Source organism: Curtobacterium sp. MCSS17_016, from assembly GCF_003234255.2.
Taxonomy (GTDB): Bacteria; Actinomycetota; Actinomycetes; order Actinomycetales; family Microbacteriaceae; genus Curtobacterium; species Curtobacterium flaccumfaciens.
The window spans coordinates 1,781,806-1,795,842 of sequence record NZ_CP126254.1; the positions used below are offsets into that span (position 1 = coordinate 1,781,806).

Annotated in this window: 17 protein-coding genes; 7 read left to right on the forward strand and 10 right to left on the reverse strand. The window is 72.5% G+C overall.

From position 1 onward, the window contains the following. Positions 1–116: 116 nt before the first annotated feature. Positions 117–629 (reverse strand): hypothetical protein, encoded by a 513-nt coding sequence (locus DEJ19_RS08435; protein ID WP_111233467.1) that lies wholly within the window; start codon positions 627–629, stop codon positions 117–119. Between the two features lie 133 nt (positions 630–762). Here DEJ19_RS08435 and DEJ19_RS08440 point away from each other — a divergent pair, with 133 nt between their 5' ends. Further along, positions 763–1,134, forward strand: a complete 372-nt coding sequence (locus tag DEJ19_RS08440; RefSeq protein WP_152377983.1) for a tRNA-dihydrouridine synthase — start codon at positions 763–765, stop codon at positions 1,132–1,134. Continuing rightward, positions 1,134–2,438, forward strand: coding sequence for a glutathionylspermidine synthase family protein (locus DEJ19_RS08445; RefSeq protein ID WP_111030207.1), 1,305 nt, complete (start codon positions 1,134–1,136; stop codon positions 2,436–2,438). Before DEJ19_RS08440 ends, DEJ19_RS08445 begins: the two co-directional genes overlap by 1 nt. 6 nt (positions 2,439–2,444) lie before the next feature. Here DEJ19_RS08445 and arr read toward each other — a convergent pair whose 3' ends face one another. From arr to DEJ19_RS08470, 5 genes are all read right to left on the reverse strand, one after another. After that, complete coding sequence (arr, locus tag DEJ19_RS08450; RefSeq protein ID WP_111233468.1) at positions 2,445–2,867, reverse strand: NAD(+)--rifampin ADP-ribosyltransferase; 423 nt, start codon at positions 2,865–2,867, stop codon at positions 2,445–2,447. 20 nt (positions 2,868–2,887) lie between these two features. Beyond that, positions 2,888–3,280, reverse strand: coding sequence for a hypothetical protein (locus DEJ19_RS08455; protein ID WP_111100586.1), 393 nt, complete (start codon positions 3,278–3,280; stop codon positions 2,888–2,890). Further along, entirely contained in the window at positions 3,277–3,849 is a 573-nt protein-coding gene (locus tag DEJ19_RS08460; RefSeq protein ID WP_111233469.1) for a TetR/AcrR family transcriptional regulator, read from the reverse strand. Before DEJ19_RS08460 ends, DEJ19_RS08455 begins: the two co-directional genes overlap by 4 nt. Next, positions 3,842–4,690, reverse strand: coding sequence for an alpha/beta fold hydrolase (locus DEJ19_RS08465; protein ID WP_111100588.1), 849 nt, complete (start codon positions 4,688–4,690; stop codon positions 3,842–3,844). Before DEJ19_RS08465 ends, DEJ19_RS08460 begins: the two co-directional genes overlap by 8 nt. Before the next feature lie 73 nt (positions 4,691–4,763). After that, positions 4,764–5,606, reverse strand: coding sequence for an SDR family NAD(P)-dependent oxidoreductase (locus tag DEJ19_RS08470; protein ID WP_111233495.1), 843 nt, complete (start codon positions 5,604–5,606; stop codon positions 4,764–4,766). A gap of 124 nt (positions 5,607–5,730) precedes the next feature. Between DEJ19_RS08470 and DEJ19_RS08475 the strand changes: the two genes are divergently transcribed. Beyond that, the gene (locus tag DEJ19_RS08475) at positions 5,731–6,930 is read left to right on the forward strand and encodes an MFS transporter (protein ID WP_258377416.1); all 1,200 of its coding nucleotides are present in this window, start codon (positions 5,731–5,733) and stop codon (positions 6,928–6,930) included. Positions 6,931–6,983: 53 nt separating this feature from the next. Next, complete coding sequence (locus tag DEJ19_RS08480) at positions 6,984–7,559, forward strand: GrpB family protein (protein ID WP_111233471.1); 576 nt, start codon at positions 6,984–6,986, stop codon at positions 7,557–7,559. A 25-nt stretch (positions 7,560–7,584) separates the two neighbouring features. Here the strand turns inward: DEJ19_RS08480 and DEJ19_RS08485 are convergent, their stop codons facing one another. From DEJ19_RS08485 to chrA, 3 genes are all read right to left on the reverse strand, one after another. Next, positions 7,585–8,583, reverse strand: coding sequence for a nuclear transport factor 2 family protein (locus tag DEJ19_RS08485; RefSeq protein ID WP_258377417.1), 999 nt, complete (start codon positions 8,581–8,583; stop codon positions 7,585–7,587). 184 nt (positions 8,584–8,767) lie between these two features. After that, on the reverse strand, positions 8,768–9,163 hold the full coding sequence (locus DEJ19_RS08490; protein ID WP_071405294.1) for an arsenate reductase ArsC: 396 nt from the start codon (positions 9,161–9,163) through the stop codon (positions 8,768–8,770). Between the two features lie 14 nt (positions 9,164–9,177). After that, positions 9,178–10,398 carry a chromate efflux transporter gene (chrA, locus tag DEJ19_RS08495; protein ID WP_111233472.1) on the reverse strand — a complete coding sequence of 407 codons (1,221 nt, stop codon included), beginning with the start codon at positions 10,396–10,398 and terminating at the stop codon, positions 9,178–9,180. Between the two features lie 45 nt (positions 10,399–10,443). Here chrA and DEJ19_RS08500 point away from each other — a divergent pair, with 45 nt between their 5' ends. After that, a complete protein-coding gene (locus tag DEJ19_RS08500; protein ID WP_111233473.1) occupies positions 10,444–11,112 on the forward strand; it encodes an arsenate reductase/protein-tyrosine-phosphatase family protein in 669 nt (222 codons plus the stop codon). A gap of 175 nt (positions 11,113–11,287) precedes the next feature. On the opposite strand, the gene DEJ19_RS08505 is transcribed toward DEJ19_RS08500, so the two are convergent. Beyond that, the gene (locus DEJ19_RS08505; protein ID WP_146250680.1) at positions 11,288–12,445 is read right to left on the reverse strand and encodes a glycosyltransferase family 4 protein; all 1,158 of its coding nucleotides are present in this window, start codon (positions 12,443–12,445) and stop codon (positions 11,288–11,290) included. A 285-nt stretch (positions 12,446–12,730) separates the two neighbouring features. Between DEJ19_RS08505 and DEJ19_RS08510 the strand changes: the two genes are divergently transcribed. Next, on the forward strand, positions 12,731–13,369 hold the full coding sequence (locus DEJ19_RS08510) for a hypothetical protein (protein WP_181441557.1): 639 nt from the start codon (positions 12,731–12,733) through the stop codon (positions 13,367–13,369). Between the two features lie 309 nt (positions 13,370–13,678). Continuing rightward, on the forward strand, positions 13,679–14,020 hold the full coding sequence (locus tag DEJ19_RS08515) for a DUF4333 domain-containing protein (protein ID WP_110863898.1): 342 nt from the start codon (positions 13,679–13,681) through the stop codon (positions 14,018–14,020). The last annotated feature ends 17 nt before the right edge of the window (positions 14,021–14,037 follow it).

Genomic DNA, 14,037 nt, shown 5'->3' on the forward strand with positions numbered 1-14,037 from the left:
GGTCAGGTCTCGCCGCTGACTGCTGGCCAGACGTTCGTCTAGCGAACGTAGCCGCAGGACGGGACGGGAGCCAGCACCCTGCGCGCCCTCTCATCGTGCCGGCCGTGGATCGGTGGTCAGCGCTCGGTGTGCTCGACGAGGTGAATGCCCTCGACGCGGCCGAGGACGGCCAGCGACGTGGGGTCGATCAGCCGGGCGCTCCAGGACGCCCGGTCGGCTCCACGGGGCAGCTCGGGCAGTGCCGCCGTGAAGGCGAACCGGCCGGTCGAGCCGACGGCGCTGCTGCCCGGCTCGATCTCCGCGACGCGCTCGTTCCCGGAGTCGTCCCCGGGGCTGCCGTAGTGGACGACGACGACGGCACCGGGGGTGCCCAGTCCGGCGAACCGCACCCTGACGACTCCGCTGGTGCCGACCGTCCGTGGTGGGCGGATCGCGAACCGGTGCGCGCCACTCGTCACGGGCGGTACCCCGAGCGCGGGGCCGAGTGTGCCGGATGCGCCGAGGCCGATCGTCTCGGGACCCGGCGTGGTCGGCAACGGCGCGGGCAGGGCGATGGCGACGGCGAGCGCGGCGATCCCCACGGCGAGGACGATCGGAGACGCCCGGACCCGATCGGTGCTCCGCGGCATGGTCGGCTCCTTCGTGGACGGTGTGCGGCGGCTGCCGCCACCGCACACGCTACCGGTTCGCCAGACGATCGTCTGCGCTGGTCGAGGTGCCGACGCGGACACCGGTCCATGGGGAGCGGTACTGTTCCCCTTCGTGAGTGTTCGTCGCCGTGCTTCCCGTGTCGTCTCCATCGGGGTGGTCGCAGCCCTGGCAGCGTCGTTGACCGGGTGTGGCGAGGGAGCCGGCGTCGACAGCGACTACGCGAAGATCTGCCGCGACAACGCGACCGAGAAGCGGTTGCCGGACGACGACTGCAACAACCACGGCGGGCACGCCGGCTGGTACTTCCTGCCGCTCTTCGCCAACCGTGCCACGAGGGTCCCCGGCGTGGGGGACGCGGTCTCCGGCGGCACGAGCGCCCTGCCCGCCGGGAAGACCGCGAAGGCCGGCGTCTCGTCCCGTGGGAGCTCCGTCACCAAGGGCGGCTTCGGCGGAGCCGGCGGTCACGGTGGGTTCGGCGGCTGATGGAGCGCATCGAGTTCCCCGAGCGTCCGGACTGGCGGCGCCGGATCCAGCAGACCGGGTTGATCTACTCGCGGTCCGTCCGCGACGACGGCACGCCCGTCGAGTACTGGAACGACACCGCCGCGTACGTCTTCACGCTGCCGGAGGTCGAGGCGCTCGAGCGGCAGACCGAGGAACTGCACCGGATGTGCCTCGAAGCCGCCCGGTACCTCGCCACCGGCGCCCTCGGCACGCTGGGCCTGACGCGAGCCGGGTTCGACCTCGCCTCGTGGTCGCTCGAGCACGATGAGCCCGACCTGTACGCGCGGTTCGACCTGGCGTACGCCGGAGACGGTTCACCCGCCAAGATGCTCGAGTACAACGGGGACACCCCGACCGGGTTGATCGAGGCATCGGTCACGCAGTGGCACTGGATGCAGGACCGGCTCACCACCGGCGAACTGTCCGCCGAGACCGACCAGTGGAACGGCATCCACGAGGCGATGGTGGCGCGCTGGCGGACACTGCTGCACGAATCCCTGCGCGCCGAGGACGGTGGCCGACTGTTCGTGGCGCACTCCGACCTCGACACGGCGGGCGAGGACTGGGACACCGTGGCCTACATGCGCGACCTGGCGGGGGAGGCCGGGTGGGAGCACACCGGCATCGAGATGAAGGACATCGGCTGGCACCCGACGGCCCGCCAGTTCGTCGGCGACCAGGAGCCGGCCGGTTCGTCGCGGAGCGTGTTCACGCTGCCCGGGGACGAGCCTGGGACCCAGTACCCGGTGATCCGCAACCTCTTCAAGCTGTACCCGTGGGAGGACCTCGTCTCCGGGGACGACCGGGCGCAGGGCGACGAGGAGTTCGGCGCCTTCCTGGTCAGCGACCGCGGGCGGCTCGGCCGCTGGTACGAGCCGGCGTGGAAGATGTTCCTGTCGAACAAGCTGCTGCTCGTCGCGCTCTGGCGATTGTTCCCTGGCCACCCGAACCTGCTGCCGGCCTTCGCGGACGGTCCGAACGGCATGCGCGACTTCGTCGTGAAGCCCGTGTTCGGGCGTGAGGGCGACGGCATCGCGGTCCACCGAGCCGACGGTTCGGTCACGACGAACGGTCGCGAGTACCGGCGCCCCGGCACCGGGGCCGAACGGGTGTGGCAGCAGTACCACGAGCTCCCGGACTTCCCGGGGTCGAACGGACACAACCACCCGGTGCTCGGGTCGTGGGTCGTGGGCGGCGAGTCCTTCGGAGTCGGCATCCGCGAGTCCGACGGGCCGATCACGGACTACTGGTGCCGGTTCGCCCCGAACATCATCGCGGCCTGACGTCGGTCAGTTGACGATCTCGCCGCGTCCCTCGGGCGGGAGCGCGACGAGCCGTTCCCGCCACTGGCGCAACGCCTCTGGGGCGAGCCGTGTCCACCCGGTCTCCTCGCCGACCACGCGGAGCGGGAGGGCACTGCGGTACGACCGGGTCGGGTTGCCGGGGAACTTCTTGTCGGTCACGTTCGGGTCGTCCTCGAAGGGACCGGTCGGCTCGACGCGGTACACACGCGGCTCGCGGTCGCCGGGCACGAGCTCGGCCGCGAGTTCGGCCGCGAGCCCTGCTCCGTCGCGGGTCGCCGTGAAGTAGACGTGGTTCATCACGACGTCGGGGCGGTAGTTCGAGCGGAAACCGGGGGAGAGGAACTCCCCGGGCCGCAGGGCTGCCACTGTGCCGTGCCAGAACGGACCGGTCTCGTCTGCTGCTGCCATGGCGTCAGCCTACGAACGGCTCAGCGCCCGCGTCCGACCAGCGCGCGCCACCGTGGCTGTTCCGAGACGACGACGGCGACGCACAGGGCGGTGACGACGATCGCGACCGCCGTCGGCCACAGGACCCAGGCTGCAGCGACCGCCCCCACGAGGTGCGCGAGGACCGACGCGATGGTGACCGCTCCCGGTGCCGCGACCGGCGGGTCACCGCCGGGGCGGTCGCCCGGGGTCCCGAACACCGCCGGCGGCACGACGAGGACCAGGACGGCGGCGATCGCGAGCACCGGCGAGTGGGGCCAGAGCGCCCAGGGAACGGCCACCCACGCGACGAGCTCCGCCAGGAACCGCAGACCGCCACGGAGCGGGTCGTGACCGACGGGCCTCGACGGGCGCGCCGCCGTGGTGACGGTCACCGTGTCGTCGCGGCACGGAAGCCGCGATCCAGGAAGTCGATCATCCACGCGGCACTCGCATCGACATCGGTGTCCATCTGGAACCCGCCGGACGCCTCGATCGTGGCGAACCCGTGCAGGACGCTGCGGAGCACCCGGAGCGCGTGGACCTCGTCGGCCGGGTCGAGCGGGTAGTCGCGGAGCGCCGCGGCGAAGGACGCCAGGGTGCGGCCGAGTGCGACCGCCAGGGGGTCATCGGCACCGGTCGGCCGGACGCTGACGGCTGCCTGGTACCGCGCCGGGTGTTCCCGGACGCTCCGGCGCACGGTCTGCACCGCCGCCTCGAGCGCACTCCGACCGCTGCGCCCCTGCATGGCGTCGCGGAGCGCGTCACCGAGCTCGTTCGCACCGAGGATCGCGATCCTGCGCGTGAGGTCGCCGAGCCCGTCGACGTGCTTGTACAGCGACGGTGCCTTCACCCCGAGGCGGTCGGCGACGAGGCTCATGCTCAGCTGGGCCAGGCCGATCTCGTCGGCCAGCGTCGCCGCGGCCTCGGTGACGGTCGCCGGGTCGAGCCCCGCCCTAGGCAACGGGACCTGCGACGGGCAGCGTGCGGGCGAGGAACGGCAGCAGCAGGGCGAGGAGTGCTGCCGGCGTCTCGGTGTGGGGGTAGTGGCCGGCGCCGTCGATCACGGCGAGTTCCCCGAGGCCGTCCGGCAGGTCGGCGAGGATCCGCTCGCCCTCGGCACGGGGCACGGCCCAGTCCGGGTCGGCACTGCCCTCGACGACGAGCACGGGGCACCGGACGGCACCCAGCTGCTCGCCGGCGTCGGCGGGCGACGTGCGGGTCATGGCGCGGAGGACCGCCATCCGCTCCGGTTGCCGCAGGGTCGTCTCGATGCGGCTGCGTTCCGTCGCCCAGTCGGCGGGCTTGGTGGGCACCGCGATGTCGAGGTACGCGAGCCAGCCGGGCAGGCTGCCGCTCGTCATGACCCGCGCAAGCTGGACGGTGCCGGCGCGGTGTCGGCGGTTGCGCAGGAGTCCGCCCAGGTCGACGGACTGCTTGCGCGTGAACGGCGCCAGTTCGACGATGCCCGCGACCAGGTCCGGTGCGGTGGCTGCGGCGATGGTCGCCGCGCCCCCGCTGATGGACTGCCCGACGACCACGGCCGGGCCACCGAGGTGGCGGGCCACGGCGACGAGGTCACGTGCGATGTCGGTGCGCTGGTAGCCGTCCCACCCGGTGCTCGAGTCGCCGCAGCCGCGGAGGTCGACGTTCGCCACCCGGTAGCCGGCCGCGACGAGCTCCGGTACGACGAAACGGTAGGCGTGCCGGCTGTCGCCCATGCCGTGGGCGAGGACCACGAGCGGGCCTGTTCCGGAGAGGTCGTAGGCGATCGTGCCGCCCTCGGTGTCCAGGTGTTCGAGCATGACGTGGCTCCTTCGGCTACGGGTAGTAACTCAAAAGCTAATACCCGTAGCCAAACTTGGCAAGGGGCAGTCGTCACGCATCCAGGTCGAGCGTGGTCGACAGCTCGGGGAACGCCTGCGCCTGCTCGACGAGCTGCTGACCCTTCTGCACGATCCCCGCCACGCTGTCCGCGCCGGCGGCGAACCGCAGCGGCGGCTCGGGCATCGCGATCAGCGTCAGCAGCACCTGCGCGAGCTTCGCGGGGTCGCCGGACTGGTTGCCCCGCATGCCGCGGAAGAACTCCTTCGACCCGTCCGAGAGCGGGGCGTAGTCGTCGATGGCGACGTCGCCCCAGAAGGTCGAGTCGCCCTCGGCCAGCAGGTCGGTGCGGAAGAAGCCGGGCTCGACCACGGTGGTGTGGATGCCGAAGGGTGCCACCTCGTCGTGCAGGGCCTCCATCCAGCCCTCGAGCGCGAACTTCGACGCCGAGTAGGCGCTCCCACCGGCGCCGGCGACGATGCCAGCGGTGGAGCTGATGCTGATGACGTGCCCGGAGCGCTGCCGTCGCATGACCGGGAGCACGGCACGCGTCACCGCGAGCGCCCCGAAGAAGTTCGTCTCCATCTGCGCGCGGAACTGCTCGGCCGAGATCTCCTCGAAGTACCCGGCCTGGAAGCTCCCGGCGTTGTTCACCAGGACGTCGACGCCGCCGAAGCGGTCGGTCGCGGCGTCGACTGCGGCTCGGACCGACTCGGGGTCGGTCACGTCGAGCGCGACGGTGAGCAGGCGCTCGTGGTCGCCGAGGACGGCGCGGACCCGCTCGGGGTCGCGTCCGGTCGCCACGACCCGGTGCCCGGCGTCGAGGGCGGCCCGGGCGAAGTCGGTGCCCATCCCGCGGCTCGTGCCGGTGATGAGGAAGGTGCTGGTTCCGGTCATGGTGTTCCCTTCGTTCGTGGACACCACCATCGAAGCCCCACCACCACCCGCCCAGTGAGGCTCCGGCGAAACGGGGTCCAGCCGAACCTCCCTGTCCGCCGGACCATGCCCCTACCGTCGGTCCGTGACCACGACGACCTCCGACCTCCCCACGACCGACCGGGCGACCGACGGCCGACTGCCCTGGTTCCCGCTCACCCTGCTCGCCGCGATCGGGTTCCTCCTGGTCGCCATGGAGACGATGCCGGCCGGGCTGCTGCCCGCGATCGCCGACGGGATGGGCACGAGCGAGGGCACGGTCGGCCTGTTCGTCAGCGCGTACGCGATGGGCACGGTCATCGCCACGGTCCCGGCGATCGCCCTGACGCGCGGGTTCCGCCGCAAGCCGCTCATCGTGGCCGCCATCGCCGTGCTGCTCGTCGCGAACACCCTGACCGCGTTCGCGCCGAACGTCGCGGTCGCGCTGGTCACCCGGTTCGTCGCCGGCGCGATGTCGGGGACGATCTGGGGCATGTTCGCCACCTACGCCCGGCGGATCAGCCCGGCCCGCTCCGCCGGGGTGTCGCTCGCGATCGTCTCGACGGGCGCGCCGGTGGGGTTCGCGCTGGGCACTCCGCTCGGGTCCTTCATCGGCAACGCCCTGGGCTGGCGGTCGTCGTTCATCGGGCTGAGCCTGGTCGGCGTGGTGGTGCTGGCGCTGATCGCGCTGTTCGTGCCGGATGCCCCGGGGCAGACGAGCGCCGCGAAGCTGTCCGTCGTGCGGGTGTTCCGGATCCGCGGCATCGCGGTCATCCTCGCGGTGATCGCGACGTGGATGGTGGCGCACAACACGATCTACACGTACATCTCGCCGTACCTGCGGGCGACCGGCACCGACCTGAGCGCCGGGCTGGTGCTGCTCGTCTACGGGATCGCCGCGATCCTCGGCGTCGTCGTGACGGGCGCGCTGCTCGACCGGCACCCCCGACCTCTGCTGCACGGCAGCGTCGGCCTGTTCGTCCTGGCCGGGGTGGTGCTGCTCGTCGGCCACACGTCGCCGGTCGCGGTCCTGGTGGCCGCGGGCCTGTGGGGCATCGGCTTCGGCGGGTCCTCCACGCAGCTGCAGGCCGCCCTGACGACCGCCGGCGGCGAGGACGCCGACGTCGCGAGCGCGTTCCTGCCGGTCGCGTTCAACATCGCGATCTTCGCGGCCGGCCTGTTCGGTGCCGCCCTGCTGACGGCCTTCGACGGGCTGGTGCTCGCCGTGGTGATGATCGTGTTCGGGGCGGTCGCGGCGCTCCTCACCGTCATCGGCCGCGGATCGGCGTTCCCCGCGAAGCTCTGACGCGATCGACGACCGCGACCGCGACCACGACCACGGACTGCGATCATGTCCGGGTGCAGCACGACGAGGACCACCCCCGCCCGGACGTCACGACCGTCGAGATCATCGGCGGCCCGGAACCGGTCACGGTGACCCTGCACCCCGCCGACAGCGCGTGGGCTGCGGTCTTCGCCGACCACCGGCGACGCATCCTGGAGGCCCTCCCCGGCTCCGGCACAGACGCTCCGGTCGTCGAGCACATCGGCTCCACGGCCGTCCCCGGCCTGGCAGCGAAACCCATCGTCGACATCGTGGTCGTCGTCGCCGACGTCACCGCCGAGGCCACGTACCTCGACCAGCTCCTCGCCGCCGGGTACGAGCTCCGTGTCCGCGAGCCGGGCCACCGCCTGGTCCGGACGCCGGCCCGTGACGTCCACATGCACGTCTACGAGCGGGGCGCGACGGCGGTCGACGAGTACCTGCTCCTCCGGGACCACCTGCGCGCCGACGCCGACGACCGGGCACTGTACGAACGGACCAAGCGGGAGCTGCTCGACCGGAGCTGGGACGACATGAACGCCTACGCCGAGGCGAAGACGGCCGTCATCACCGCGATCAAGGAGCGGGCGCGACGGAGCCGCGCGTCCTGAGACGCGCGGCTCCGTCGGCCGAGCCTCAGCTCGTCGGGACGACGTCCCAGTGCTCGCGGATCAGGTTGTCGTCGACCCGGAACAGGTCGGCCGCGCCGAACGGGGCGTCGGCCTTCGCACCGACCGGCTTCGAGAACGTCCACACCAGGTCGCCGTCGGCGAGCGAGATGACGGACTCCTGCTTCGGCAGGCTCTGCGCGGCGCTGCCGGCGAAGAACTGCTTGAGCGCGGCCGTGCCGTTCGCGGCGACCGAGTTGTGCTGCAGGTACGCCGGGTCGAACTTCTCGTCCAGCACGGACACGTCGTGGTCGCGGAACAGCCGGTTGTACGCGGTCACCGCGAGCACCCGGTTGTGCTCCTCCTGCCGCTCGGTCAGGTGACGGTCACGCTTCGCGGCCGGGTACAGGTCGCTGAACATGCTGTTCGTGTTGCCGCTGGCCGGCGTGCCCGTCGGGACCGTCTGACGGAGTGCCCACCACTCGCTGATGCGCCCGTTGCGCATGCGGAACAGGTCGACGGCAGCGTCACCGGTGCGTTCGTCCTTCGGCTTCGCGGTGATCTGCCAGTGCACGGCCACCAGGTCCGCGTCACCGGCGATGTGCTTGATCACGGCGTGGGCGCCGGGCACCCGGGAGCGGTCGGCGGTGAACTCAGCGAGCAACGCGGACGGACCCGAGGCGCTCGTCGCACCGTGGGCGACGGCACCGGTCGCGACGGCGGTCCGTGCAGCCGCACGGGCCTTCGCGGACGCGGGGGACCGGAACGCGCACCGGAACAGGTGCCGGACCGTGGCCTCGTTGCGCTGCTCGGCACGACGGTCGAGCCGCGAGACCGCCGTGCCACCCGAGGTCGTCCGCGCCGCACGGTCCACCGTGTGGTGCGAGGAGGTGGTGGTGGTGTCGGAGGTGGAGGTGTGGAGGGGTGCCGCCACGGCCGGACCGGCCACGAGCGACACGGCGATGGCGACCGGAGCTGCCACCGCACACGCCTTGGCGATGATGGGGAGAAGTGATGTCGTCTGCACGGCAGAACGATGGAACCGGACCCTGGAAGCCCACGCGCGCCCTGGGGCCGCCACGCGCTGCGACCGTGACCGGCTTCTCAGTCGCGGTGCGCGCCTCCAGGGTGGCCTGTGCACGCGCTGCCAGGGTGACCCGCTCCCGCTGGTGATCGACGGTCCGGACCTGTGGGACGGCTCACGTCGCCGCTCAGGCGATCGCAAGCCCGGCGAGCAGGTCCTGCACCCGTGCGCGCACGTCGTCGCGGATCGGCCGGACGGCGTCCAGGTCGAGCCCCGCGGGGTCGGTGAGCTCCCAGTCCTCGTAGCGCTTGCCCGGGAACACCGGGCAGGCGTCCCCGCACCCCATCGTGATGACGACGTCCGCGGCGCGGACGGCATCGGTGCTGAGCAGCGCGGGCTGCTCGCTCCGGATGTCGATGCCCTCCTCGAGCATCGCCGCGACGACCACGGGGTTGAGCTGGTCGGCCGGTTCGGAGCCGGCACTCCGGACGTCGACGCGGCCACCCGCCAGGTGCTGCAGGAAGCCGGCGGCCATCTGGGAGCGGCCGGCGTTGTGGACGCAGACGAACAGGACGGTGGGCATGCGGAGTGCTCCGATCAGAGGACGACGGCGCCGAGCAGGCCGGCTCCGATGACGACGGCCCACGGGGGAGCGGACCAGCGGGCGAGGGCGGTGAAGGCGGCCACGGCGAGCGCCAGTGCGGGTGCCGAGCGGACCCCCTCGGTGATGACCGGGTCCCAGAGCGCCGCGGCGAGGAGCCCGACGACCCCCGCGTTCACACCGGCCAGCACGCGCCGGGCCCACGGCAGGGCACGGAGCACGTGCCAGAACGGCAGCGCACCGATGACCAGGAGCGCCGCCGGCAGGAAGATCGCGACGAGTGCCACCGCAGCGCCGAGGAGCCCGCTCGGACTGCCGTCGGCGACGGCGCCGAGGTAGGCGGCGAAGGTGAAGAGCGGCCCGGGCACGGCCTGTGCGGCGCCGTACCCGGCCAGGAAGTCCGCGTGGCCCACCAGGTGCGTGGCCACGGTCTGTGACTCGAGCAACGGCAGGACGACGTGGCCGCCGCCGAAGACGAGCGAGCCCGCCTGCGCGAAGACCCCGAACAGGCGCACTGCCCCGGTGCCGCTCGCGGCGACGGGTGCCGCGACGAGCAGGGCGGCGAACGCGACGAGCGCCGACACGGCGACCCAGCGGGGGAGGCGCACGGCGATCTGGGAGCCGGCGTCCTCGGTGTCTCCGACATCCTCGACCGAGTCGACCACCCGACCGAGCCACAGCACGCCGACCACACCGCACACCGCGATGACCGCGACCTGCGCCGCCGGGCCGGGGACGAGCAGCACCACGACCGCGGCGGCGGCCGCGATGGTCGCCCGACGGCGGTCCGGTGTGAGCGAGCGCGCCATGCCGAGCACCGCCTGCGCCACCACCGCGGCTGCGGCGGCCTGCAGCCCGAGCAGCCACCCGGCGCCGGCCAGGTCGGGCGTGCCGGAGACCAGCAGGGCGAACGCGACGAGCAGCACCGCGGACGGCAGGGTGAACCCGCACCACGCCGCGAGGAGCCCGGGCAGTCCGGCGCGCTGCAGCCCGAGTGCCATCCCGACCTGGCTCGACGCCGGTCCGGGCAGGAACTGGCACAGCGCGACGAGGTCGGCGTAGGCGTCGTCCCGCAGCCAGCGGCGACGCACCACGAAGGCTTCACGGAAGTACCCGAGGTGCGCGACCGGCCCGCCGAACGAGGTCAGCCCGAGCCGCAGGAACACCAGGAACACCGATGCCGCGGACGACCGCAGGGGCTCGGGGCTGGTCGTCACCCGCTCATCTTGACGACGGCAGATGGTTCAGTCAACATTGAACCGATGAACACCGGGCGGCAGGACCTCGAGCGGCGTGCGACGCAGCACGCGGCCCTCGGCGACGTCGCCCGCCTGGCGATCGTCGACCTGCTCGCCGCGTCCGACGCCAGCCCGAGCGAGGTGCGGGCCGCCCTCGGGATCTCCGGCCCGCTCCTGGCGCATCACCTGCGCGTCCTCGAGCAGGCCGGTCTGGTCACGCGCCGCCGCTCCGACGGCGACGGTCGCCGCAGCTACCTGCACCTCGAACCGAGCGGTGTCCCGCACGGTTCGGCGGCGGTGCCCGGCCCGGTGTCCCGCGTGCTGTTCGTCTGCACCGGCAACTCCGCGCGCTCCCCGCTGGCCGCGGGCGTCTGGGCGCAGGTCAGCGAGATCGGCTCGCTGTCGGGCGGGACGCGTCCCGCGGCCGCCATCGCCCCCGGGGCGGTCGCCGTCGGGGAGCGCCACGGCCTGGACCTCGGCCGCCACGTCCCGCGAGCCTTCCGCGACCTCGTCGCCGACGGCGACCTGGTCGTCACGGTCTGCGACCGTGCGCACGAGTCGATCGACGACGGCGACAGCCTGCACTGGTCGCTGCCGAACCCCTCGCGCGTCGGCACGCCGGACGCGTACGAGGCCACCTACGCGGACCTCCGGTCCCGCGCCACCGCGCTCGCTGCGCGCCTCGCCGCCTGACGCGGCCCCACGAACGGAACGCCCCGATGAGATCCCCCCTCCTCATCGGGGCGTTCTTCCTGCGCCGTGGTCTGGACGCGCCGACGGACGGGAGGCCCGGGGCGGGCCCGCCCCGGGCCTCCCGTCCGTCCCGTGGTGCGCCCAGGGCGGCGCGCGCTCGCGGGGGAGCCGTCACTCAGGGACGGCAGCTGCCGGCGACCAGCCGGAGGACCTGATCGGTGTGCCGTTCCGCCGTCACGCCTCGGGCGTGCTCGATCGCGGCGGCGGTGTGCGGTCGCAGCAGCGTCCGGTCCGAGGCGAGTTCGATGATCGTCGTGGCGAGCCCGAACGCGGTCTCGTCGTCGGTCAGGACGGCGGCGGAGCCGAACTCACTCGCCAGGCGGATGTCGGACACGATGACCGGACGGTGGTCCCGGAACGCCTCGAGTGCGGTCATCGGTTGGCCGTCGTGCTCGAGCGAGCAGACCACCGCCGCGTGCCCGCACAGCAGCAGGTCGTGGACGGCCTGCGACGACAGGCGGCCGTGGACACGGACCGACACCGGCGTGCGGGTCGGGGGGACGGTCCCGCCGGCGACGTCGACCCGAACGGCGTGTGCGCCGAGTCGGATCTCCACCAGCCGGATCGCGTTGAGGAGGACGTCGAGGCGCTTGTCCGGGGTGAACCGGGACGCCCAGACGAGCCGGAGTGGGCCGAGTTCCGGCGCCGGCGGCGGTTCGACCGGTCGGCGGCCGAGGGCGTTGGGCACGACGTGGACCGGGCCGACGCCGGCCTCGCGCAGGACGCGGGCCTGCCGCGTCGTCGGGGTGACGACGACGTCGGCCGCCCCGGAGACGGCCACTGCCATGTTGCGGCGCGCGTCGTCCATGGGATGCCCCGTGAAGCGGTGCCGCGTGGGCCGGATCCCGGTCACCACACGGTGCGCGTGCCGTGCGAGGGGCGCCATCGCCGCTGCGGTCCGGCCCCGGACCGGCGCCGAGCCGTGCACGGTGTGGATCGTCGGCAGCTCGAGGGAGCGCGCCGTGGTCAGCGCCGCCGCGGCGAGGCCGAAGTCCGAGTGGGTGACGACGAGGTCGATCCGTTCCTCGAGCATCAGCGTGCCGAGGCACCGGCGGACACGGACCGAGTTGCGGACCACCGGCAGGTCGCTCTCCGGCGCGCTGATCGACGGTTCGACCTCGAACAGGCGGACGCCGTGCTTCCGCAGCTCCGCGGTCTCGCTCGAGCGCGGAGTCGCCACCCAGACGACGTGACCGGACTCCGCGAAGGCCTTCGCCTGCTCGACCAGCGCGGCGCGTTCACCCCGCATCGCCGACAGGGGGAAGTCGCTCACGAGCAGGACGGTCGCCTTCGCCGCGGCCACGTCAGCGGCCGGTCTCGAGCTCGGTGGTCTGGCGGGGGCTGCGCATGCGGTCTCTCACGGTTCGGGAGCGGAACGGGGTGCTGGGAACCGTAGGCGTTCAGAAGACGATCGTCTAGTGAGCCGCTGTGCTGCTGAGCAGGCCTTCACGACTCCCCGGGCGGACGCCCAGCCGGGCGCGGTCCCAGCTCGCCTACCGTGGAGCCACCAGACGATCGTCTGGCGAAGCTGACGGCACACGCCGAGGAACGAGACGACATGTCCATCTCCATGCCCTCTCGGGCGCACCACGTCTCCGCGCTGCTGTCCGGCGTCGCGCTCGTCCTGGGCTCGGTCCTGGTGGCGGCTCCGGCGCCGGCCTCCGCAGACGCCGCACCGGCGGCTGCCGCCCTGCCCACAGTGACCACGCCCTCCACCTCGACCACCGCGACGGCCCCGTCCACCCCGTCGCAGCACTGGAACTACTGGTTCACCTACCCCCTGGGGCACGCGAGCCCCACGGACATCTGGAACCGGCTCCACACCTGCTTCTCGTGCGGGATCCCGATCACCGGCGCCCCGACCGCGTTCCCGAAGGTGGGTGACGTGGTGCCGTTCACCCTGAACCGGTTCGGAGACGACAGCTTCCGGGTGAGCACGTTGTACGACTACTCGGATCCGACGGTGCGACCGGGCGTGAACTCCGGCCTGATCTTGACCGCGACCGATCAGAACATCGGCGGGGCCGGATCGGTGCTGAACATCGACTTCACGGTCCGAGCCACCGACGGGCAGACGATCATGACCGTCAGTGCGAACGTCGAGAACGACTTCGGGTCGTCCGGTCGGCGACAGGCCTACGCCCAGTGGGAACACGACCAGTGGGCCCGCGTCGCGGACCGGCTGCAGCACGGCTGAGCGGCTACGGGCTGATCCGGGATCCGCCGGTTCCTGTCCGGTTCCGGCGGATCCTGTACACGTCTGAGCCGTGGTCGTCGTACAGTCTCCGGAAGCTACCCCGCCGGACCCTACCGGCGGGTGCCCGACCCCCCGTTCCCGGGCTGGCCTCGTCATGACCACCGCGTCGAACCCGACGGCGTCGTAGCGCGAGGACGTCTGCTCCTGACCCGAACTCGTGCAGACGTCCTCGCACCTTCCCGCTATCGTCGAGGAACCGCCGGTCCCCGATCTCGGGGCGAGCAGGGGCCAGGGGACCACGGGGACACCATGCAGCACCAGCGCGCCATCACCGCACTCACGACGCTCACCGCGACGATCGCCCTGGCGGTGACGCTCAGCGGGTGCACGGTGTCGACGTCGTCGTCACGGACCGTCACACCGGACGCCTTCGAACGCGTCGTCGTCGACGCGTTGGCGGACGTCTCGGACGCGACGCCCGAGGTCGACTGCGGTGCGGACGACATCGCGATCGAGGACGGCGCCGAGGTGCACTGCGACGTGAACACGGCGGGCTACGACGTGGTCTACGACTCGGTGTCCACGATCAGCACCGACGGCGGCGACGACTACCACGTGGACGTGGAAGTGGCCGACCAGCCCAAGGACTGATCGGCCACTGCGCGGTG